Genomic DNA, 20,413 nt, shown 5'->3' with positions numbered 1-20,413 from the left:
GAATTGTTCGGCGGCGTCCTACTCTCCCACAGGGTCCCCCCTGCAGTACCATCGGCGCTGTGAGGCTTAGCTTCCGGGTTCGGAATGTAACCGGGCGTTTCCCTCACGCTATGACCACCGAAACACTATGAAACTATTCGCCCCGCCGGCAGGGCGGTCGTTGTTTCAGAACAACACAGTGGACGCGAGCAACTGAGGACAAGCCCTCGGCCTATTAGTACCGGTCAACTCCACCCCTCACAGGGCTTCCATATCCGGCCTATCAACCCAGTCGTCTACTGGGAGCCTTACCCTCTCAAGGAGGTGGGAGTGCTCATCTCGAAGCAGGCTTCCCGCTTAGATGCTTTCAGCGGTTATCCCTCCCGAACGTAGCCAACCAGCCATGCCCTTGGCAGGACAACTGGCACACCAGAGGTTCGTCCGTCCCGGTCCTCTCGTACTAGGGACAGCCCTTCTCAACACTCCTACGCGCACAGCGGATAGGGACCGAACTGTCTCACGACGTTCTAAACCCAGCTCGCGTACCGCTTTAATGGGCGAACAGCCCAACCCTTGGGACCTACTCCAGCCCCAGGATGCGACGAGCCGACATCGAGGTGCCAAACCATCCCGTCGATATGGACTCTTGGGGAAGATCAGCCTGTTATCCCCGGGGTACCTTTTATCCGTTGAGCGACGGCGCTTCCACAAGCCACCGCCGGATCACTAGTCCCTACTTTCGTACCTGCTCGACCCGTCAGTCTCACAGTCAAGCTCCCTTGTGCACTTACACTCAACACCTGATTGCCAACCAGGCTGAGGGAACCTTTGGGCGCCTCCGTTACCCTTTAGGAGGCAACCGCCCCAGTTAAACTACCCACCAGACACTGTCCCTGATCCGGATCACGGACCCAGGTTAGACATCCAGCACGACCAGAGTGGTATTTCAACGACGACTCCACAACAACTGGCGTTGCCGCTTCAAAGTCTCCCACCTATCCTACACAAGCCGAACCGAACACCAATATCAAGCTATAGTAAAGGTCCCGGGGTCTTTCCGTCCTGCTGCGCGAAACGAGCATCTTTACTCGTAATGCAATTTCACCGGGCCTATGGTTGAGACAGTCGAGAAGTCGTTACGCCATTCGTGCAGGTCGGAACTTACCCGACAAGGAATTTCGCTACCTTAGGATGGTTATAGTTACCACCGCCGTTTACTGGCGCTTAAGTTCTCAGCTTCGCCCCACCGAAATGGAGCTAACCGGTCCCCTTAACGTTCCAGCACCGGGCAGGCGTCAGTCCGTATACATCGCCTTACGGCTTCGCACGGACCTGTGTTTTTAGTAAACAGTCGCTTCTCGCTGGTCTCTGCGGCCACCCCCAGCTCAAGGCGCAAGGCCCGTCACCAGGAATGGCCCCCCTTCTCCCGAAGTTACGGGGGCATTTTGCCGAGTTCCTTAACCATAGTTCACCCGAACGCCTCGGTATTCTCTACCTGACCACCTGAGTCGGTTTGGGGTACGGGCCGCCATGAAACTCGCTAGAGGCTTTTCTCGACAGCATAGGATCATCCACTTCACCACAATCGGCTCGGCATCAGGTCTCAGACTATGTGAACGGCGGATTTGCCTACCGTTCGTCCTACACCCTTACCCCGGGACAACCACCGCCCGGGCTGGACTACCTTCCTGCGTCACCCCATCGCTCACCTACTACCCCGTTGGGTCACCGGCTCCACCACGTCCCATTGTCCGAAGACTCCGGGCCGGCTTCACGGGCTTAGCATCAAGAGGTTCAGCGTTGGCGCTTCAAAGCGGGTACGGGAATATCAACCCGTTGTCCATCGACTACGCCTGTCGGCCTCGCCTTAGGTCCCGACTTACCCTGGGCAGATCAGCTTGACCCAGGAACCCTTGGTCAATCGGCGCAAGAGTTTCCCACTCTTGTATCGCTACTCATGCCTGCATTCTCACTCGTATACCGTCCACGACTGGTTTCCACCGCCGCTTCACCCGGCACACGACGCTCCCCTACCCATCACAGCAGGCGTTGGCCCTCAATGCTGCAATGACACGACTTCGGTGATGTGCTTGAGCCCCGCTACATTGTCGGCGCGGAATCACTTGACCAGTGAGCTATTACGCACTCTTTCAAGGGTGGCTGCTTCTAAGCCAACCTCCTGGTTGTCTCTGCGACTCCACATCCTTTCCCACTTAGCACACGCTTAGGGACCTTAGTCGGTGTTCTGGGCTGTTTCCCTCTCGACCATGGAGCTTATCCCCCACAGTCTCACTGCCACGCTCTCACTTACCGGCATTCGGAGTTTGGCTAAGGTCAGTAACCCGGTAAGGCCCATCGCCTATCCAGTGCTCTACCTCCGGCAAGAAACACGTGACGCTGCACCTAAATGCATTTCGGGGAGAACCAGCTATCACGGAGTTTGATTGGCCTTTCACCCCTAACCACAGGTCATCCCCCAGGTTTTCAACCCTGGTGGGTTCGGTCCTCCACACGGTCTTACCCGCGCTTCAACCTGCCCATGGCTAGATCACTCCGCTTCGGGTCTTGGGCATGCAACTCAAACGCCCTATTCGGACTCGCTTTCGCTACGGCTACCCCACACGGGTTAACCTCGCTACACACCGCAAACTCGCAGGCTCATTCTTCAAAAGGCACGCAGTCACGGCCCACCAGCAAGCTGATGAACGACGCTCCCACGGCTTGTAGGCACACGATTTCAGGTACTATTTCACTCCGCTCCCGCGGTACTTTTCACCATTCCCTCACGGTACTATCCGCTATCGGTCACCAGGGAATATTTAGGCTTAGCGGGTGGTCCCGCCAGATTCACACGGGATTTCTCGGGCCCCGTGCTACTTGGGAGATGAGCAAGCAAGCCGTACAGATTTCGTCTACGGGGGTCTTACCCTCTACGCCGGACCTTTCGCATGTCCTTCGACTACCCATACGGTTTCTGACTCGCCCAGCCGCCGGCAGACGACTGAAGCTCATTCCCACAACCCCGCAATGGCAACCCCTGCCGGGTCTCACACCAAAACGGTTTAGCCTCATCCAGTTTCGCTCGCCACTACTCCCGGAATCACGGTTGTTTTCTCTTCCTGCGGGTACTGAGATGTTTCACTTCCCCGCGTTCCCTCCACACTGCCTATGTGTTCAGCAGCGGGTGACAGCCCATGACGACTGCCGGGTTTCCCCATTCGGAAACCCCCGGATCAAAGCCTGGTTGACGGCTCCCCGGGGACTATCGTGGCCTCCCACGTCCTTCATCGGTTCCTGGTGCCAAGGCATCCACCGTGCGCCCTTAAAAACTTGGCCACAGATGCTCGCGTCCACTGTGCAGTTCTCAAACAACGACCAGTCACACACCCTCAACAACCCGAACCGGGCTGCCTCAAGTGAGGCCGGCAACCACTGAGACAACGGTTACCCGTTCCCTCAGGACCCAACAACGTGCCCGACACAGTCAATCCCGGAAGCGTTCCACGCCGAAGCAGTACTAGCAGTCCGATCTCTTCCTGTGCCGAATAGTCAACGTTCCACCCATGAGCGAGCACTCCGGGACATTCGCCCGAAGCTGCTATGTGCTCCTTAGAAAGGAGGTGATCCAGCCGCACCTTCCGGTACGGCTACCTTGTTACGACTTCGTCCCAATCGCTGGTCCCACCTTCGACGGCTCCTCCCCTTACGGGTTAGGCCACCGGCTTCGGGTGTTACCGACTTTCGTGACGTGACGGGCGGTGTGTACAAGGCCCGGGAACGTATTCACCGCAGCATGCTGATCTGCGATTACTAGCAACTCCAACTTCATGGGGTCGAGTTGCAGACCCCAATCCGAACTGAGGCCGGCTTTTTGGGATTCGCTCCGCCTCACGGCATCGCAGCCCTTTGTACCGACCATTGTAGCACGTGTGCAGCCCAAGACATAAGGGGCATGATGATTTGACGTCGTCCCCACCTTCCTCCGAGTTGACCCCGGCAGTCTCCTGTGAGTCCCCATCACCCCGAAAGGCATGCTGGCAACACAGAACAAGGGTTGCGCTCGTTGCGGGACTTAACCCAACATCTCACGACACGAGCTGACGACAACCATGCACCACCTGTATACCGACCACAAGGGGGCGACTATCTCTAGCCGTTTCCGATATATGTCAAGCCTTGGTAAGGTTCTTCGCGTTGCGTCGAATTAAGCCACATGCTCCGCTGCTTGTGCGGGCCCCCGTCAATTCCTTTGAGTTTTAGCCTTGCGGCCGTACTCCCCAGGCGGGGAACTTAATGCGTTAGCTGCGGCACCGACGACGTGGAATGTCGCCAACACCTAGTTCCCAACGTTTACGGCGTGGACTACCAGGGTATCTAATCCTGTTCGCTCCCCACGCTTTCGCTCCTCAGCGTCAGTAATGGCCCAGAGATCCGCCTTCGCCACCGGTGTTCCTCCTGATATCTGCGCATTTCACCGCTACACCAGGAATTCCGATCTCCCCTACCACACTCTAGCCTGCCCGTATCGAATGCAGACCCGGGGTTAAGCCCCGGGCTTTCACATCCGACGCGACAGGCCGCCTACGAGCTCTTTACGCCCAATAATTCCGGACAACGCTCGCACCCTACGTATTACCGCGGCTGCTGGCACGTAGTTAGCCGGTGCTTCTTCTGCAGGTACCGTCACTTGCGCTTCTTCCCTGCTGAAAGAGGTTTACAACCCGAAGGCCGTCATCCCTCACGCGGCGTCGCTGCATCAGGCTTTCGCCCATTGTGCAATATTCCCCACTGCTGCCTCCCGTAGGAGTCTGGGCCGTGTCTCAGTCCCAGTGTGGCCGGTCGCCCTCTCAGGCCGGCTACCCGTCGTCGCCTTGGTAGGCCATTACCCCACCAACAAGCTGATAGGCCGCGGGCTCATCCTGCACCGCCGGAGCTTTCCACCAACCCCCATGCGGAGGAAGGTCATATCCGGTATTAGACCCCGTTTCCAGGGCTTGTCCCAGAGTGCAGGGCAGATTGCCCACGTGTTACTCACCCGTTCGCCACTGATCCACCCCGAAGGGCTTCACCGTTCGACTTGCATGTGTTAAGCACGCCGCCAGCGTTCGTCCTGAGCCAGGATCAAACTCTCCGTGAATGTCTACCCGTAATCGGGCGGCACTCGCGTTGAGCGGCACGGCAACCACCGGAATAGGGTGATCCCGCGCACTGCGTCCTCGCTAGTGTTATTTCAAAAGGAATCTCCAACCCCGATCAGAATGACCGAGGCCGGGGATGTCAACATATCTGGCGTTGACTTTTGGCACGCTGTTGAGTTCTCAAGGAACGGACGCTTCCTTCGGACCGCCTTCCAGCGGACCCTCCGGGCTTCGTTCGTGATTCCAGCCTATCAGACGTTTTCCGCTCCGTTTACCGGGGCTTTTCGCATCTGAAATCTGGTGTTAACCGCCGAGTCACGGCGACTCGACCAACCATAGCGGGTCGGTGGGCCGAGCGCGAATCGGGGCGCGCCGCGGGGTCACCCGGGCGGCGGCATGATTTGTTGCTCTCGCGAGCATATACAGCAATGGTCCCGATTCGCCAAGATGCCTGTAGAGTGCGGCGCATCGGGCGAGAGGACTAGACCACTCGCGGGGCCGGCCGAGCGCCGGTCGGTAGGTGGGTGGGGGCGGGGTTGCGCCCGGGAATGTCAATGTATGTCCGTAGTTGACATGATTTAGGCTTCAGCTGATCGTCGTGCCGCTCCTCGCGGCCACTCGCTGTATTGCGCACTTGGGAGGCACAACCATGACCACTGTGACGTCGCCGCTGACCGGCCGGGTCGTCGGGCTCGCGGGCGTGCCCGACCCGGTGTTCTCGGGTGCGATGGTCGGGCCCGGCACCGCGATCGACCCGGTTCGTCGGCCCACCGAGGCGGTCGCTCCGGTGGACGGCGTCGTGGTCTCCATGCACCCGCACGCCTTCGTCGTCGTGGACGCCGAGGGCCACGGTGTGCTGACCCACCTCGGGATCGACACCGTCCAGCTCAACGGCGAGGGCTTCGAGCTGCTCGTCAACAAGGGCGACACGGTGACCCGCGGACAGGCCGTCATCAAGTGGGACCCGTCCGCCGTGGAGGCCGCCGGCAAGTCGCCGATCTCGCCGATCGTGGCGCTGGAGGCCACTCCCGACTCGCTGGGCACGCTGCGGGAGGACGGCGAGGCCGTCTCCGGCGAGCCGCTGTTCAGCTGGAGCTGACCCCCTCTCCCCATCCCCCCACAGACTCAGCGGAGAAACAGGTTCATGGAGAAGACACTGCACGGCGTGGGTGTCAGCCACGGGGTCGCGATCGCCCAGGTGCGGCACATGGGGACGGCGGTGCTGGAGCCCCCGGCCACCCGGATCCCCACCGAGGACGCCCCGCGCGAGCAGGCGCGCGCCCAGGCCGCGGTCGAGGCGGTCGCCGCCGATCTCATCGCGCGCGGCAACCTGGCCGGCGGTGAGGCGCAGGCGGTGCTGGAGGCCCAGGCGCTGATGGCGCAGGACCCGGAGCTGATGGCCGACGTGTCCCGCCGGATCGCGGTCGGCAGCAGTGCCGAGCGCGGCGTGTACGACGCCTTCGCCGCCTACCGTGCGCTGCTCGCCTCCGCCGGGGACTACCTCGCCGGGCGGGTCGCCGACCTGGACGACGTGCGCAACCGGATCGTGGCGCGGCTGCTCGGGGTGCCGATGCCGGGCGTGCCGGACAGCGACGAGCCGTACGTGCTGTTCGCGCGGGACCTGGCGCCGGCCGACACGGCGCTGCTGGACCCGGCGCTGGTGCTCGGGTTCGTGACCGAGGAGGGCGGGCCGACCAGCCACAGTGCCATCCTGGCGCGGGCGTTGGGCGTGCCGGCCGTCGTGGCGCTGCCGGGGGCGACCGAGGTCGCCGAGGGCACCGTCGTCGCGGTGGACGGCAGCTCGGGTGATGTGCTGCTGGAGCCCTCGCCGCAGAAGCAGGAGGAGCTGCGGGCGATCGCCGCCGAGCGCAAGGCCGCGCTGGCCGCCTCCTCCGGCCCGGGGCAGACCTCGGACGGGCACCGCGTCCCGCTGCTGGCCAACGTGGGTGGCCCGGCGGACGTGCCGGCCGCGCTGGAGAACGGGGCCGAGGGCGTCGGCCTGTTCCGTACCGAGTTCCTGTTCCTGGACGACTCGGCGAAGGCCCCGAGCGAGGCGAAGCAGGTCGAGGCGTACCGCACGGTGCTGGAGGCGTTCCCGGAGGGGCGGGTCGTGGTCCGGGTGCTCGACGCGGGCGCGGACAAGCCGCTGGACTTCCTGACGCCGGCCGACGAGCCGAACCCGGCGCTGGGCGTGCGCGGCCTGCGCACGCTGCTGGAGCACCCCGAGGTGCTGCGCACCCAGCTGCGGGCGCTGGCCACGGCGGCCGAGGGGCTTCCGGTGCACCTTGAGGTGATGGCCCCGATGGTGGCCGACCGCAAGGACGCCAAGGACTTCGCGAGCGCGTGCCGGGAGGCCGGGCTGGACGCCAAGTTCGGTGCGATGGTGGAGATCCCCTCGGCCGCGCTGCGGGCCAGGTCGATCCTGCAGGAGGTCGAGTTCCTGTCGCTGGGGACCAACGACCTGGCGCAGTACGCCTTCGCGGCCGACCGGCAGGTCGGGGCGCTGGCCCGGCTGCAGGATCCGTGGCAGCCGGCGCTGCTGGACCTGATCGCCGCGGCGGCCGACGCCGCGCGGGTGAGCGGCAAGAGCTGCGGCGTCTGCGGTGAGGCGGCCTCCGACCCGCTGCTGGCCGTGGTGCTGACCGGTCTGGGTGTCACCAGCCTGTCGATGGGCTCCGCGTCGATCCCGTACGTGCGGACCGCGCTGGCCAAGTACACGCTGGCGCAGTGCCGCCGGGCGGCCGAGGCGGCCCGGGCCGCGGACAGTGCCGAGGAGGCGCGGGTCGCCGCGCAGCAGGTGCTGTCCGGCGAGTAGGCCGGGAGAAGTAGGGACAGGGAAAGGGGCGTCCCCGCCGTTGCGGCGGGGACGCCCCTTTCGTGGTGTGCGGGCCGGTCAGGCCTGGCGGTCGACGCGGAGCTGCTCGAAGAAGCGCAGGTGCTCGATGTTGTCGACGGAGCCGGGGTTGACGGCCTGCTCCAGCGGGGTGCCGGAGAGGATGCGCTTGACCGGGACCTCGATCCGCTTGCCGGTGAGGGTGTGCGGGAGGCCGCGGACCGCGATGACCTCGTCGGGGACGTGGCGCGGGGACAGCTCGGTGCGCAGCGAGGTGCGGATGCGGCCGATGAGGTCGTCGTCCAGTTCGGCGCCGGGGGCGAGGACGACGAACAGCGGCATCCAGTAGCCGCCGTCGGGCTCCTCCAGGCCGATGACCAGGGACTCGGCGATCTCGGGGAGGCGTTCGACCACCTCGTAGATGTCCGAGGAGCCCATCCGGACGCCCTGGCGGTTGAGGGTGGAGTCGGAGCGGCCGTGGATGACGACGGTGCCCCGGGAGGTGACGGTGATCCAGTCGCCGTGGCGCCAGACGCCGGGGTACGTGTCGAAGTAGCTGTCGTGGTAGCGGGTGCCCTCCGGGTCGTTCCAGAAGCCGGTGGGCATGGAGGGGATGGGCTTGGTGACGACCAGCTCGCCGACGGCGTCGGTGAGCGGCTTGCCCTGGACGTCCCAGGACTCGACGGCGGCACCGAGGCAGGGGGCCTGGATCTCGCCGAGGTACACCGGGAGGGTCGGGACGCCGCCGACGAAGCAGGAGCAGACGTCGGTGCCGCCGCTGACGGAGGCGAGCCAGACGTCCTCCTTGACCTCGTCGTAGATCCAGCGGAAACCGTCGGGCGGGAGCGGGGATCCGGTGGTGCCGATGCAGCGGACGCTGGAGAGGTCGAGGTCCCGGCCGGGGTGGAGTTCGGCCTTGCGGCCGGCGATCACGTAGGCGGCGGAGGTGCCGAGGACGGTGGCGCCGGTGCGGGCGGCGACGGACCAGAAGGCGCCGGTGTCCGGGTGGCCGGGGCTGCCGTCGTAGGTGACGATCGTCGACCCTACGAGGAGGCCGGCCAGGAGGAAGTTCCACATCATCCAGCCGGTGGAGGTGTACCAGAGGAAGCGGTCCTGGGGGCCGAGGTCGAGGTGGAGGCCGGCCTGCTTGAGGTGTTCGAGGAGGATGCCGCCCTGGCTCTGGACGATGGCCTTGGGCAGACCGGTGGTGCCGGAGGAATAGAGGACCCAGAGCGGGTGGTCGAAGGGGACGGCCTCGAAGACCGGCTCGACCTCGTCGGCGACCAGGTCGTCCCAGGTCAGCGCGCCCTCGGGGGCGGGGCCGCCGAGCAGCGGGACGTGCACGACGGTGCGCAGGCTGGGCAGTTCGCGGCGCAGTTCGGCGACGACGTCGGTGCGGTCGTGGTCCTTGCCGCCGTAGTGGTAGCCGTCGACGGCGAAGAGGACGGCGGGCTCGATCTGCTGGAGCCGGTCGAGGACGCTGCGGGCGCCGAAGTCGGGGGCGCAGCTGGTCCAGATCGCGCCGACGGCGGCGGTGGCGAGGAGGGCGACGGCGGCCTGCGGGATGTTGGGCAGGTACGCGCTGACGCGGTCGCCGGGGCCGATGCCCCGGGCGCGCAGGGCGGCGGCCAGGGAGCCGACCTGGCGGCGCAGTTCGGACCAGGTGAGGACGACGGGCTGCTCGGTGGTCTCGTCGAGGTGGAGGATCGCCGGGCGGTCGGCGTTGGCGCTCTTCTCTCCGTCAGGCCCGGGCTCGGCGGCGCGCAGGGCCTGCTCGGCGTAGTTGAGGCGGGCGCCGGGGAACCAGCGGGCGCCGGGCATGGCCGGGTCGGCGAGGACGGCCTCGGGGGCCTGGGTGAAGCGGACGTCGAACCACTGGGTGACGGCCGTCCAGAACCGGTCGAGGTCCTCGGTGGACCAGGCGTGCAGGTCGGCGTAGCGCTCGGCGGCCTGCTGGTCGTCGGCGGCCGGGGCGAGCGGGGCGGCCGGGGCGCCGTGGTGTTCGGCGGCCCAGGCCTGGAAGGCCACCAGGCTGGTGGCGGCCGCGCGAGCGGGGGTGGGGCGCCAGAGCGGCTGGTCCTGGGGTGGGGTGCTCACGGTGGTGGTCTCCCGGGCCGGTGGTGGGGACGGGAGTGCTTGTGGCAGGCCCGTCCGGTTGGGCTGTCGGTGCAGACCATGCCATGTGAGCGGCCGTCGCGCCAGGGTCGGCCGGTGCGGGGCCGGGTGGTCAGCGGGAGGTGAACTCGCCGCTGAACCAGCGACGCAGGACGCCGTTGTGGAAGTCCCAGACGAGCGCGGTGTCGGCGGTGGCGAGCAGCCAGCCGTCGGTCTCGTCGGTGGGGCGCGAGGGCGGGAGGTCGGCGAGAGGTCGGGCGGGGAGCAGGCCGCAGAGCATCACGAAGCGGCCGTTGGGGTCGGAGGCGGTGTGGATCAGGGTGACGTCGGCCGGGTCGGCCGCGATGCCGGTCTCCTCGTGCAGCTCGCGGACGCAGGCCTGCTGCCAGCTCTCGCCGAAGTCCATGTAGCCGCCGGGGAAGGCGAGTTCGCCGTAGCCGGGCTCGATGGTGCGGCGGATGACGACCAGTGCGGGGTCGGCGTCGGGCCGGGTGACGGGGAGGACGGTGACCGCGACGGGCAGGGGGTTGCGGTAGCTGATCTCGGCGCAGCCGGGGCAGGTGCGGGGCCACGTCACAGTGCCCGGCGAGTAGGGCGTGCCGCAGAAGTGGCAGTGGGAGAACGGCCGGTGGACGGGCCTGGTCGCTTCGTCAGTGGTCATGGCCGGATGGTAGCCCGGTGGGTCAATGCGGTTCCCCTGCCGGGCGGGTGCGGTCAGTGGGAGTGGGGCTCGGTGGGTGGTGCCTCGCCCGCTGGGTGCTCGGCCGGCGGGTGCCCGGCCGGTTGGTCCTCGCGGGTGGGGCGGAGCAGGGCGGGGTGTAGCAGGCCGGCGCCGCCGGCGCGGTAGGTGCGGGCCCGGGGGCCGCCGCGGGCTCCGCCGCGCTGGGTGGTGGTGCCGGTGCTCTCGACGAAGCCGGGGACGGACAGGACCTTGCGGTGGAAGTTGCCCGGGTGGAGCTTCTCGGCCCAGACCGCCTCGTAGACGGCGCGAAGGTCGGGGATGGTGAAGTCGTCGGGCAGGAAAGCGGTGGCCAGCGGGCTGTATTCGAGCTTGGCGCGCACCCGGTCCAGGCCGTCGGCGAGGATGCGGGCGTGGTCGAAGGCCAGCGTGAGCGCGGTGGGGCCGGGGCGCCCGTCGACACCACCCCCGTGGGTGTCGGCGGGCGCACCGGCGGCTGTGGGGCGGCCGCAGGGCCGGAGGTCCAGGTCGGCGACGGGGTGCCAGGCGGCGGCCGCGGCGTCCGTCCCGGCCTGGGGGTCGGGCAGGTCGGGTGCGAAGGCGAGGTAGGCGACGGAGACGACGTGCATCCGCGGATCCCGGCCGGGGGCGCCGTAGGTGCCGAGCTGTTCGAGGTGGAGGCGGCAGAGCGTGGCCTCGACCTCGGAGGCGCCCTGCAGGCCCGTCTCCTCGGCCAGCTCGCGGGCGGCCGCCTCGTCCAGGCCCTCCTCGCCGGCCCGCAGGAAGCCGCCCGGCAGCGCCCAGCAGCCCTGGTAGGGCGGGGCGCCGCGCTCGACGAGCAGGACGTGCAGGCTGCCGTGGCGCAAGGTCAGGGCGACTACGTCGACCGTGACGGCGACCGGGGTGTAGGCGCGCGGGTCGTACGCGGCCAGCCACTCCTGCTCCGTCTCGGGCCCGGTGGTCGCGGTCGCGGTGAGGGGCTGTGGGGGCTGCTCGTCCGCCGCCATGGCCGGCTCCTCTCCGCACTCTCCGCACTCGCCGTGCTCGGTGTCGCTCCCGGATTCGCTCCCGTGTCGTTCTCGGGATGAGCACAACGTAGCGATTGTGTTCCCCGGCGGCAAATGGTTTTCCCGGTCCGCGGTGGCGTCCTCCTTCTAGGCTGTGACCAGGAATGACACTCCCCGAGGAGGCCGACATGCCCACTGCTCCCCCGCCGGACTTCGCCGCGGCGCTCGCCGCCGGTCCGCTGGTGCTGGACGGCGGGATGTCGAACCAGTTGGCGGCCGCCGGGCACGACCTGTCGGACGCGCTCTGGTCGGCGCGGCTGCTGGCCGACGAGCCGGAGGCGGTGGTCGCGGCGCACCGGGCGTACTTCGAGGCCGGGGCGGACGTCGCGATAACCGCGAGTTACCAGGCGAGCTTCGAGGGCTTCGCCCGGCGCGGGGTGGGCCGGGCGGAGGCGGCGCGGCTGATGGCGAGCAGTGTGGAGCTGGCCCGGGAGGCGGCGCGGTCGGCGCCGGGCGGGCGGCGGCGCTGGGTCGCGGCGTCGGTGGGCCCGTACGGAGCGGTGCTGGCCGACGGTTCGGAGTACCGGGGCCGGTACGGGCTGAGCGTGGCGGAGCTGGCGGCCTTCCACCGGCCGCGGTTGGAGGTGCTGGCGGCCGCGCGGCCGGACGTGCTGGCGCTGGAGACGGTGCCGGACGCGGACGAGGCCCGGGCGCTGCTGGGGCTGGTGCGCGGGCTGGGGGTGCCGGTGTGGCTCTCCTACAGCATTTCGGGCGACCGGACCCGGGCCGGGCAGCCGCTGGCGGAGGCGTTCGCGCCGGCCGCGGACGTGGCCGAGGTGCTGGCGGTGGGCGTCAACTGCTGCACGCCGCAGGATGCGGACCGGGCGGTGGCGCTGGCCGCCGAGGTGACCGGGAAGCCGGTGGTGGTCTACCCGAACAGCGGGGAGCGCTGGGACGCCGAGCGCCGGGACTGGCGCGGGGAGCCGACCTTCCGTTCGGCCCGGGTGGGCGGCTGGCTCGCGGACGGGGCCCGGCTGGTGGGCGGCTGCTGCCGGGTCGGGCCGGACGGGATCGCCGCGCTCGCGGCGGAGGTGGCGGTGCGCCGGGGACGGTCGAACGATCCGGAAGGTTGACGGCCGGCGAAGGGCGGGTTACCGGGGGGAAGGTGCACGGAGTCTGTACGGCCTGGCAGACTCGTCCCGTCACCACTGCGGTCGACAATGTCGACCGCCTGTCAGCGCGGAGGTTCTCATGCCCGGCCCGATCCAGTCGCTCTCCCGGGCCGCCGCGATCATGCGACTGCTGGCCGGCGGTGAGCGCCGCCTGGGCCTGTCCGAGGTCGCGACGGCGCTGGACCTCGCCAAGGGCACCGCGCACGGCATCCTGCGCACGCTGCAGCAGGAGGGGTTCGTCGAGCAGGACCCGGAGAGCGGCAAGTACCAGCTGGGCGCCGAGCTGCTGCGCCTGGGCCAGAGCTACCTGGACGTGCACGAGCTGCGGGCCCGGGCGCTGGTGTGGGCGGACGACCTGGCCCGGGCGGCCGGGGAGACGGTCTACCTGGGCGTGCTGCACCAGCAGGGCGTGCTGATCGTGCACCACGTGTTCCGGCCCGACGACACCCGGCAAGTGCTGGAGGTCGGTTCGATGCAGCCGCTGCACAGCACCGCGATCGGCAAGGTGCTGGTGGCCTACGACCCGGTCGCGCGCGGGGAGTTGGGCGACGGGCCGTACGAGCCGTACACCCTGCGGACGTTGACCGAGGCGAGCGACCTGGACGCCGAGTGCGCGCTGATCCGCGAGCGCGGCTGGGCGGACTCCGTCGAGGAGACCTGGGAGGGCGTGGCCTCGATCGCCGCGCTGATCCAGGACCGGCGGCGCAATCCGGTGGGCGCGGTGTGCATCAACGGCCCGGTGGAGCGGATCTGTGAGGACGGCTTCGTGAAGCCCTCGCTGGTGGCCTCGGTGCGCAGCGCGGCGCGGGCGATCTCCCGCGACCTGGGTGCCGGGCGGTTCTGAGAAACGCGGTCACATCGTCACGCTGAGGCGCGGACGGGCATGGAGCCTGTCCGCGCCTTGGCGTTTTGTCCGGTTTCGGGCCGCTCCGCTCGGTAACTTCGGGGGACGGGTCGAGGCGAGGGTCACAGCTGCGTAACCCCGCCTTGACGTGGGGGCAACCTGGGGAGGAAGCTTCCGCATGACGGTCGACATTGTCGAACGATGGCCGGGGAGATCACTCCCCCAGTGCGCTCACCCGCACAGCGATCGACCGGCCGCCCACCCCCACCCGCACCTCCGGGCCATATGGACAAGGGAGTCTTTGTGTCCGCGTTCTCCAACGGCGACGTTTTCGTCGGCGAAACCCTCGGCACCGCCGCGCTGATACTCCTCGGCGGTGGCGTCTGCGCCGCCGTGACCCTCAAGAAGTCGAAGGCCGTCAACGCCGGCTGGCTGGCGATCACCTTCGGCTGGGGATTCGCGGTCCTCATCGCCGCCTACATGTCGGCTCCGAAGTCCGGCGCCCACCTCAACCCGGCCGTCACCATCGCGCTCGCCGTCAAGAGCGGCGACTGGAGCCAGGTGCCGCTCTACATCGGCTCGCAGCTGCTCGGCGCGATCATCGGCGCCGTGCTGGTCTGGGCGACCTACCTCGGACAGTTCAACGCCAACGAGGAGCCCACCCTCGGCATCTTCTCGACCGGGCCCGAGATCCGGAACCCGTTCCAGAACGTGCTCACCGAGGTCATCGGCACCTTCGTGCTCTGCTTCGCGATCCTCACCATCGGGACCAACTCCGGCCTCTCCCAGTCCGGCACCGGCACCCTGATGGTCGCCTTCACCGTCGTCGGCATCGGCCTCTCGCTGGGCGGCCCGACCGGCTACGCGATCAACCCGGCCCGTGACCTCGGCCCGCGCATCGCCCACGCCCTGCTGCCGATCCCCAAGAAGGGCGGCTCCGACTGGTCGTACGCCTGGGTCCCGGTCGTCGGCCCGATCATCGGCGGCCTCGCGGCCGGCGGCGTCTACAACGCCCTCTTCTAAGGGGCCCCTGCCGAAGGGCAGAGTCGGACCCGCCGAGCACACGGGGACCGGCCACCGCGTCGGACCCACCCACCCCGTACCCCGAACTCTTGAGCCGAGGACCCTCATGACCTCCACCGGTAACTACATCGCCGCGATCGACCAGGGCACCACCTCCAGCCGCTGCATCATCTTCGGCGCCGACGGCCGGATCGTCGCCGTCGACCAGCAGGAGCACCGGCAGATCTTCCCGCAGCCCGGCTACGTCGAGCACGACGCCGCCGAGATCTGGACCCGGGTGCAGTCGGTCGTCCGCGGTGCGCTGGAGAAGGCCGGCCTGACCAAGGACGACATCCGCGCGATCGGCATCACCAACCAGCGCGAGACCACCGTCCTGTGGGACAAGAACACCGGTGAGCCGGTGCACAACGCGCTGGTGTGGCAGGACACCCGCACCGAGGCGCTCTGCCGCGAGCTGGGCCGCAACGTCGGCCAGGACCGCTTCCGCCGCGAGACCGGCCTCCCGCTGGCCAGCTACTTCGCCGGCCCGAAGATCCGCTGGCTGCTGGACAACGTCGAGGGCCTGCGCGAGCGCGCCGAGGCCGGCGACATCCTGTTCGGCACCATGGACACCTGGGTGATCTGGAACCTCACCGGCGGTGTCAACGGCGGCAAGCACGTCACCGACGTGACCAACGCCAGCCGCACCATGCTGATGAACCTCAAGACGCTCGCCTGGGACGAGAGCATCGCCGAGTCGATGGGCGTGCCGATGGCCGTCCTGCCGGAGATCCGCTCCTCCGCCGAGGTCTACGGCGAGGCCGTCGGTGACCTGGCCGGCGTCCCGGTCGCCTCCGCGCTCGGCGACCAGCAGGCCGCGCTGTTCGGCCAGACCTGCTTCGACGAGGGCGAGGCCAAGTCCACCTACGGGACCGGCACCTTCCTGCTGCTCAACACCGGCGAGAAGATCGTCAACTCGTACCACGGCCTGCTGACCACCGTCGGCTACCGGATCGGCGACCAGGCCCCGGTGTACGCGCTCGAAGGCTCGATCGCCGTCACCGGCTCGCTCGTCCAGTGGCTGCGCGACCAGCTCGGCATCATCTCCACCGCCGCCGAGATCGAGACCCTCGCCAACACGGTCGAGGACAACGGCGGCGCCTACTTCGTCCCGGCCTTCTCCGGCCTGTTCGCCCCGTACTGGCGCTCCGACGCCCGCGGTGTGATCGCCGGCCTGACCCGGTACGTCACCAAGGGCCACCTGGCCCGGGCCGTTCTGGAGGCCACCGCCTGGCAGACCCGCGAGGTCGTCGACGCCATGCAGAAGGACTCCGGGGTCGAGCTCACCGCCCTCAAGGTCGACGGCGGCATGACCAGCAACAACCTGCTCATGCAGAACATCGCCGACGTCCTGGACGCCCCGGTCGAGCGCCCGTACGTGGCCGAGACCACCGCCCTCGGCGCCGCCTACGCAGCGGGTCTCGCCGTCGGCTTCTGGAACGACCTCGACACCCTGCGGGCCAACTGGCACCGCGCCGCCGAGTGGACCCCGCGCATGGACGAGGCCACCCGGGAGCGTGAGTACAAGAAGTGGCTCAAGGCCGTGGAGCGCACCATGGACTGGGTGGAGGAAGAAGAGGACAACTGACCGAAAAGCCGGTCGGGGCCCCGTGCCCCGGCCGGCTGCCCGCTGTTCCGGCAACGGGCGTCACTGTGTTTCACCGGCCCGCCGCACCGGGCCGACCGGCCTCTCCCGGAGGGGCCGCACCGCACACGAGAGGAGTAACGGCGCCGCTCGACCCGCGCGCCGTACACAACCACCATGGCAACCATCCCGACCCTGGGCGCCGAGCGCACCGCCGGCCGCACCGCCTCCCGCGCCGAGACCCGTGAACTGCTCGGCAAGGCCACCTACGACCTGCTGGTGATCGGGGGCGGCATCCTCGGCACGGCCGTCGCCTGGACCGCGTCCCAGGCCGGTCTGAAGGTCGCCATGGTCGACGCCGGCGACTTCGCCGGTGCCACCTCCAGCGCCTCCTCCAAGCTCGTCCACGGCGGCCTGCGCTACCTGCAGACCGGCGCCGTCAAGCTCGTCGCGGAGAACCACAAGGAGCGCCGCGCGCTCTCCACCGACGTGGCCCCGCACCTGGTCAACCCGCTGACCTTCTTCGTGCCGGTCTACAAGGGCGGCCCGCACGGCGCCGCCAAGCTCGGCGCCGGCGTCTTCCTGTACTCGGCGCTGTCCGCCTTCCGCGACGGCATGGGCCGGGTCTCCACCGCCGCGCACGCCGCCCAGCAGGTGCCCGCGCTGCGCACCGAGGGCCTGCGCTCGGTGGCCGTCTACGGCGACCACCAGATGAACGACTCCCGCGTCGCCGTGATGACCGTGCGCGCCGCCGTCGACGCCGGCGCCGTGGTGCTCAACCACGCCGAGGTCACCGGGCTGCGCTTCACCGGCGGCCGGGTCACCGGTGCCGAGCTGCGCGACCGCCTGGACGGCAGCGAGTTCGGCGTCAACGCCCGCCTGGTGCTCAACGCCACCGGCCCGTGGGTCGACCACCTGCGCAAGATGGAGGACGCCGGCGCCGCGCCGTCGATCCGCCTCTCCAAGGGCGCCCACGTCGTGGTCAAGCGCCGCTCGCCGTGGCGCGCCGCGCTGACCATCCCGATCGACAAGTACCGCGTCTCCTTCGCCATCCCGTGGGAGGACCACGTCCTGCTCGGCACCACCGACGAGGAGTACACCGGCGACCCGAAGGACGTCCGGGCCACCGACGCGGACATCGACCAGATCATGGGCGAGGCCGCGCACGCGATCCGCGACGAGCACCTCGACCGCGACCTGATCACCTACTCCTTCGCCGGCCTGCGGGTGCTGCCCGGCGGCCCGGGCGACACCGCCGCCGCCAAGCGCGAGACGGTCGTCACCGAGGGCCGCGGCGGCATGCTGTCGGTCTCCGGCGGCAAGTGGACCACCTACCGGCACATCGGCCGCACCGTGCTGGAGAAGCTGGCCCACGTGCCCGGCACCAGCCTCGGCGAGGACATGTCCCCGATCGCCCCGACCGTCCCGCTGCCGGGCGTCGGCGCGCCGAACGCGGTGGCGCACCGCCTGCTGATCGACCGGGAGCCGGGCTCGCGGATGGAGCCGCTGGTCGCCAAGCACCTGGCCAGCCACTACGGCACGCTCTCCTTCGAGATCGCCCGCATGATCGACGAGAACCCGGAGCTCGGCCGGCCGATCCACGAGGACGGCCCGGACGTCTGGGCGCAGGTCGCCTACGCGGCCGAGAACGAGTGGGCGTACACGGCGGACGACGTGCTGCGCCGCCGCACCACGATGACCGTGCGCGGGCTGGACACGCCGGAGATCCGGGCCGAGGTCGAGGCCTTTCTCGCGAAGCGTGGGGCCAAGTAAGCAGGGCCTTTGCTGCGGGCGGGCGTTCGGGGTTTCCCCGGGCGCCCGCCCGCTGCTTTGAACGCCGAGGGGCGGCACCCGTACCGTCCCGGGTGCCGCCCCTTCGCCGGGTACGGCGGCTAGATGATCAGGCTCAGCGGCAGGATCAGGGCGATGGCGACGACCGAGATCACCGTCTCCATCACCGACCAGGACTTCAGCGTCTGGCCGACGCTCATCCCGAAGTACTCCTTCACCAGCCAGAAGCCGGCGTCGTTGACGTGCGAGAAGAAGAGCGAGCCGGCGCCGATCGCCAGCACCAGCAGGGCCGCGTGGGTCGAGGACATGGTCGCGGCGAGCGGGGAGACGATGCCGGCCGCGGTGATCGTGGCGACCGTCGCCGAGCCGGTGGCCAAGCGGATCAGGACGGCGATCAGCCAGCCCAGCAGCAGCGCGGAGATGTGCCACTTGCCGGACCACTCGCTCACCGCGTTGCCGACGCCCACGTCGATCAGGGTCTGCTTGAAGCCGCCGCCCGCGCCGACGATGAAGACGATGCCCGCGATCGGGCCGAGCGACTTGCCGACGGTGTCGGAGATCCGGGCCCGGTCGAAGCCGGCCGCCGCGCCGAGGGTGACCATGCCGAGCAGGGTCGCGGCGAGCAGGGCGATCAGTGGGGAGCCGATGAAGTCGAACACCCGCTGGCCCATCGCCTTCGGGTCGTCGATCAGCACGTCGGCCAGCGCCTTGCCGAGCATCAGCACGACCGGCAGCAGGATGGTCGCCAGCACCGCGCCGAAGGACGGGGTGCGGTCGGGCTTGGCCGACTCCTCGGGAGCGGTGGCGGCCGGGATCTCCAGCGGGCCGACCCAGCGCTCGGCGACCCGTGCGAACACCGGACCGGCGACGATCAGGGTCGGGACGGCGATCAGCAGGCCGAGCGCCAGGGTGACACCGAGGTCGGCCTTCAGCGCGTCGACGGCGACCAGCGGGCCCGGGTGCGGGGGCACCAGGCCGTGCAGCACGGACAGGCCGGCCAGGGCCGGGATGCCGACCCGCAGCAGCGGCACGTTGCCGCGGCGGGCGACCAGCAGCACGATCGGGATCAGCAGGACGACGCCGACCTCGAAGAACAGCGGCAGGCCGAGCACGGCGGCGATCAGCGCCATCGCCCAGGGCAGTGCCCGGTTGCCCGTACGGGAGAGCACGGTGTCCGCGATGATGTTCGCGCCGCCGGAGTCGGCGAGCAGCTTGCCGAGCATCGCGCCGAGGCCGATCAGCAGGCCGACACCGGCCACGGTGGAGCCGAAGCCGGTGGAGAAGCTGCTCAGCAGCTTGTCGAAGGGGGCGCCCGCGACGGCGGCCAGCAGGCCGGAGCCGAGCGTGAGGGCGAGGAACGGGTGGAGCTTCAGCTTGGTGATCAGCAGGACGATCGCACCGATGCTGAGGAGCACCGCGATCAGCAGCCTGGTGTCGCTGCCGGTGTGCGGCAGGGCCGGTGGGGCGGCCGCCAGCAGGGTGGGGGCAAATCTCACGCGAGGTCTCCATTGACGGGCCGCAGCAGCGCCACGGCCATCTCGACGAGTTCTTCGGGGGACGGGCCCACGTCCAGGACGGCGCCGCGCTCGTCCGCCTCCAGGGGTTCCAGGGCGGCGTACTGCGAGTCGAGCAGCGACGTCGGCATGAAGTGGCCGGTGCGGTGGCTGAGCCGGTCCTCGACCAGCTCGTGACCACCGCTGAGGTGCAGGAAGAAGGCACCCGGGCAGGCCGCGCGCAGGGTGTCGCGGTAGCGGTGCTTCAGCGCCGAGCAGGTGACCACACCGCCGGTGCCGGCCTCGGTCCGCTCCTTGAGCCAGCCGCCGATGGCGCGCAGCCAGGGGGCGCGGTCCTCGTCGTCCAGCGGGGTGCCGGCCGACATCTTGGCGATGTTGGCCGCCGGGTGGAAGTCGTCCGCCTCGGCATAGGGGAAGCCGAGGCGGTCGGCCAGCAAGCGGGCCAGGGTGGTCTTCCCGACGCCCGAGACGCCCATCACCACGATGGTGAGGGGGGTCTGCGGGAGGTCGTGGTTCTCGACGCTGAGAGCCATGGGGTGGTGCTCCTTCGTTGCCTGGCCGCCACTATCGCTTCAAAGATATGACGTATTCAAGACCCGGAAACCAAATCGTCATACTTTTGAGCTGTGGGCTCGATCGCACGGGCGGCGGCCGGGTCGGAGCAGGACGCGGCCTCGGAGGGGGCCCCGGAGGG

The 20,413-nt window shown here is 68.7% G+C and carries 12 protein-coding genes and 3 rRNA genes; 7 read left to right on the top strand and 8 right to left on the bottom strand.

The window, feature by feature from the left end:
- Positions 1 to 5 precede the first annotated feature (5 nt).
- The 3 genes from rrf to BX285_RS29570 form a co-directional block, all read right to left on the bottom strand.
- Positions 6 to 122 (bottom strand): 5S ribosomal RNA (gene rrf / locus BX285_RS29580).
- A gap of 72 nt (positions 123 to 194) precedes the next feature.
- Positions 195 to 3,315: ribosomal RNA gene (locus BX285_RS29575) — 23S ribosomal RNA — on the bottom strand.
- 277 nt (positions 3,316 to 3,592) lie between these two features.
- Positions 3,593 to 5,116, bottom strand: a 16S ribosomal RNA gene (locus BX285_RS29570).
- The 16S, 23S and 5S rRNA genes sit together here, the layout of an rRNA operon.
- 650 nt (positions 5,117 to 5,766) lie before the next feature.
- On the opposite strand from BX285_RS29570, the gene BX285_RS29565 reads away from it, so the two are divergent.
- Positions 5,767 to 6,216 carry a PTS glucose transporter subunit IIA gene (locus BX285_RS29565; RefSeq protein WP_097235105.1) on the top strand — a complete coding sequence of 150 codons (450 nt, stop codon included), beginning with the start codon at positions 5,767 to 5,769 and terminating at the stop codon, positions 6,214 to 6,216.
- 45 nt (positions 6,217 to 6,261) lie between these two features.
- On the top strand, positions 6,262 to 7,932 hold the full coding sequence (gene ptsP / locus BX285_RS29560; protein ID WP_121178768.1) for a phosphoenolpyruvate--protein phosphotransferase: 1,671 nt from the start codon (positions 6,262 to 6,264) through the stop codon (positions 7,930 to 7,932).
- A 78-nt stretch (positions 7,933 to 8,010) separates the two neighbouring features.
- On the opposite strand, the gene BX285_RS29555 is transcribed toward ptsP, so the two are convergent.
- The 3 genes from BX285_RS29555 to BX285_RS29545 form a co-directional block, all read right to left on the bottom strand.
- Positions 8,011 to 10,047 (bottom strand): acetoacetate--CoA ligase, encoded by a 2,037-nt coding sequence (locus BX285_RS29555; RefSeq protein WP_121178767.1) that lies wholly within the window; start codon positions 10,045 to 10,047, stop codon positions 8,011 to 8,013.
- Between the two features lie 130 nt (positions 10,048 to 10,177).
- The gene (locus tag BX285_RS29550; protein WP_121178766.1) at positions 10,178 to 10,726 is read right to left on the bottom strand and encodes an NUDIX domain-containing protein; all 549 of its coding nucleotides are present in this window, start codon (positions 10,724 to 10,726) and stop codon (positions 10,178 to 10,180) included.
- Between the two features lie 53 nt (positions 10,727 to 10,779).
- Complete coding sequence (locus BX285_RS29545) at positions 10,780 to 11,751, bottom strand: NUDIX domain-containing protein (RefSeq protein WP_121178765.1); 972 nt, start codon at positions 11,749 to 11,751, stop codon at positions 10,780 to 10,782.
- Positions 11,752 to 11,939: 188 nt separating this feature from the next.
- On the opposite strand from BX285_RS29545, the gene mmuM reads away from it, so the two are divergent.
- The 5 genes from mmuM to BX285_RS29520 all read left to right on the top strand — a co-directional run bounded on the left by mmuM (position 11,940) and on the right by BX285_RS29520 (position 18,187).
- Positions 11,940 to 12,884, top strand: a complete 945-nt coding sequence (mmuM, locus tag BX285_RS29540) for a homocysteine S-methyltransferase (RefSeq protein ID WP_121178764.1) — start codon at positions 11,940 to 11,942, stop codon at positions 12,882 to 12,884.
- A 118-nt stretch (positions 12,885 to 13,002) separates the two neighbouring features.
- On the top strand, positions 13,003 to 13,767 hold the full coding sequence (locus BX285_RS29535; protein WP_097235111.1) for an IclR family transcriptional regulator: 765 nt from the start codon (positions 13,003 to 13,005) through the stop codon (positions 13,765 to 13,767).
- Positions 13,768 to 14,052: 285 nt separating this feature from the next.
- Complete coding sequence (locus BX285_RS29530) at positions 14,053 to 14,790, top strand: MIP/aquaporin family protein (protein WP_097235112.1); 738 nt, start codon at positions 14,053 to 14,055, stop codon at positions 14,788 to 14,790.
- A 106-nt stretch (positions 14,791 to 14,896) separates the two neighbouring features.
- On the top strand, positions 14,897 to 16,417 hold the full coding sequence (glpK, locus tag BX285_RS29525; RefSeq protein ID WP_097235113.1) for a glycerol kinase GlpK: 1,521 nt from the start codon (positions 14,897 to 14,899) through the stop codon (positions 16,415 to 16,417).
- Positions 16,418 to 16,591: 174 nt separating this feature from the next.
- Positions 16,592 to 18,187 (top strand): glycerol-3-phosphate dehydrogenase/oxidase, encoded by a 1,596-nt coding sequence (locus BX285_RS29520; RefSeq protein ID WP_097235114.1) that lies wholly within the window; start codon positions 16,592 to 16,594, stop codon positions 18,185 to 18,187.
- Between the two features lie 119 nt (positions 18,188 to 18,306).
- Here the strand turns inward: BX285_RS29520 and BX285_RS29515 are convergent, their stop codons facing one another.
- Both BX285_RS29515 and BX285_RS29510 read right to left on the bottom strand, forming a co-directional pair.
- Entirely contained in the window at positions 18,307 to 19,701 is a 1,395-nt protein-coding gene (locus BX285_RS29515; protein WP_220783987.1) for a gluconate:H+ symporter, read from the bottom strand.
- A complete protein-coding gene (locus BX285_RS29510; protein WP_097235115.1) occupies positions 19,698 to 20,252 on the bottom strand; it encodes a gluconokinase in 555 nt (184 codons plus the stop codon). Before BX285_RS29510 ends, BX285_RS29515 begins: the two co-directional genes overlap by 4 nt.
- Between the last annotated feature and the right edge of the window lie 161 nt (positions 20,253 to 20,413).

Origin of the sequence: Streptomyces sp. 1114.5 (assembly GCF_003635085.1) — a bacterium.
Classification (GTDB): domain Bacteria; phylum Actinomycetota; class Actinomycetes; order Streptomycetales; family Streptomycetaceae; genus Kitasatospora.
The sequence above is the reverse complement of the archived record's forward strand: the minus strand, read 5'-3'. Positions and strand labels throughout refer to the sequence as shown.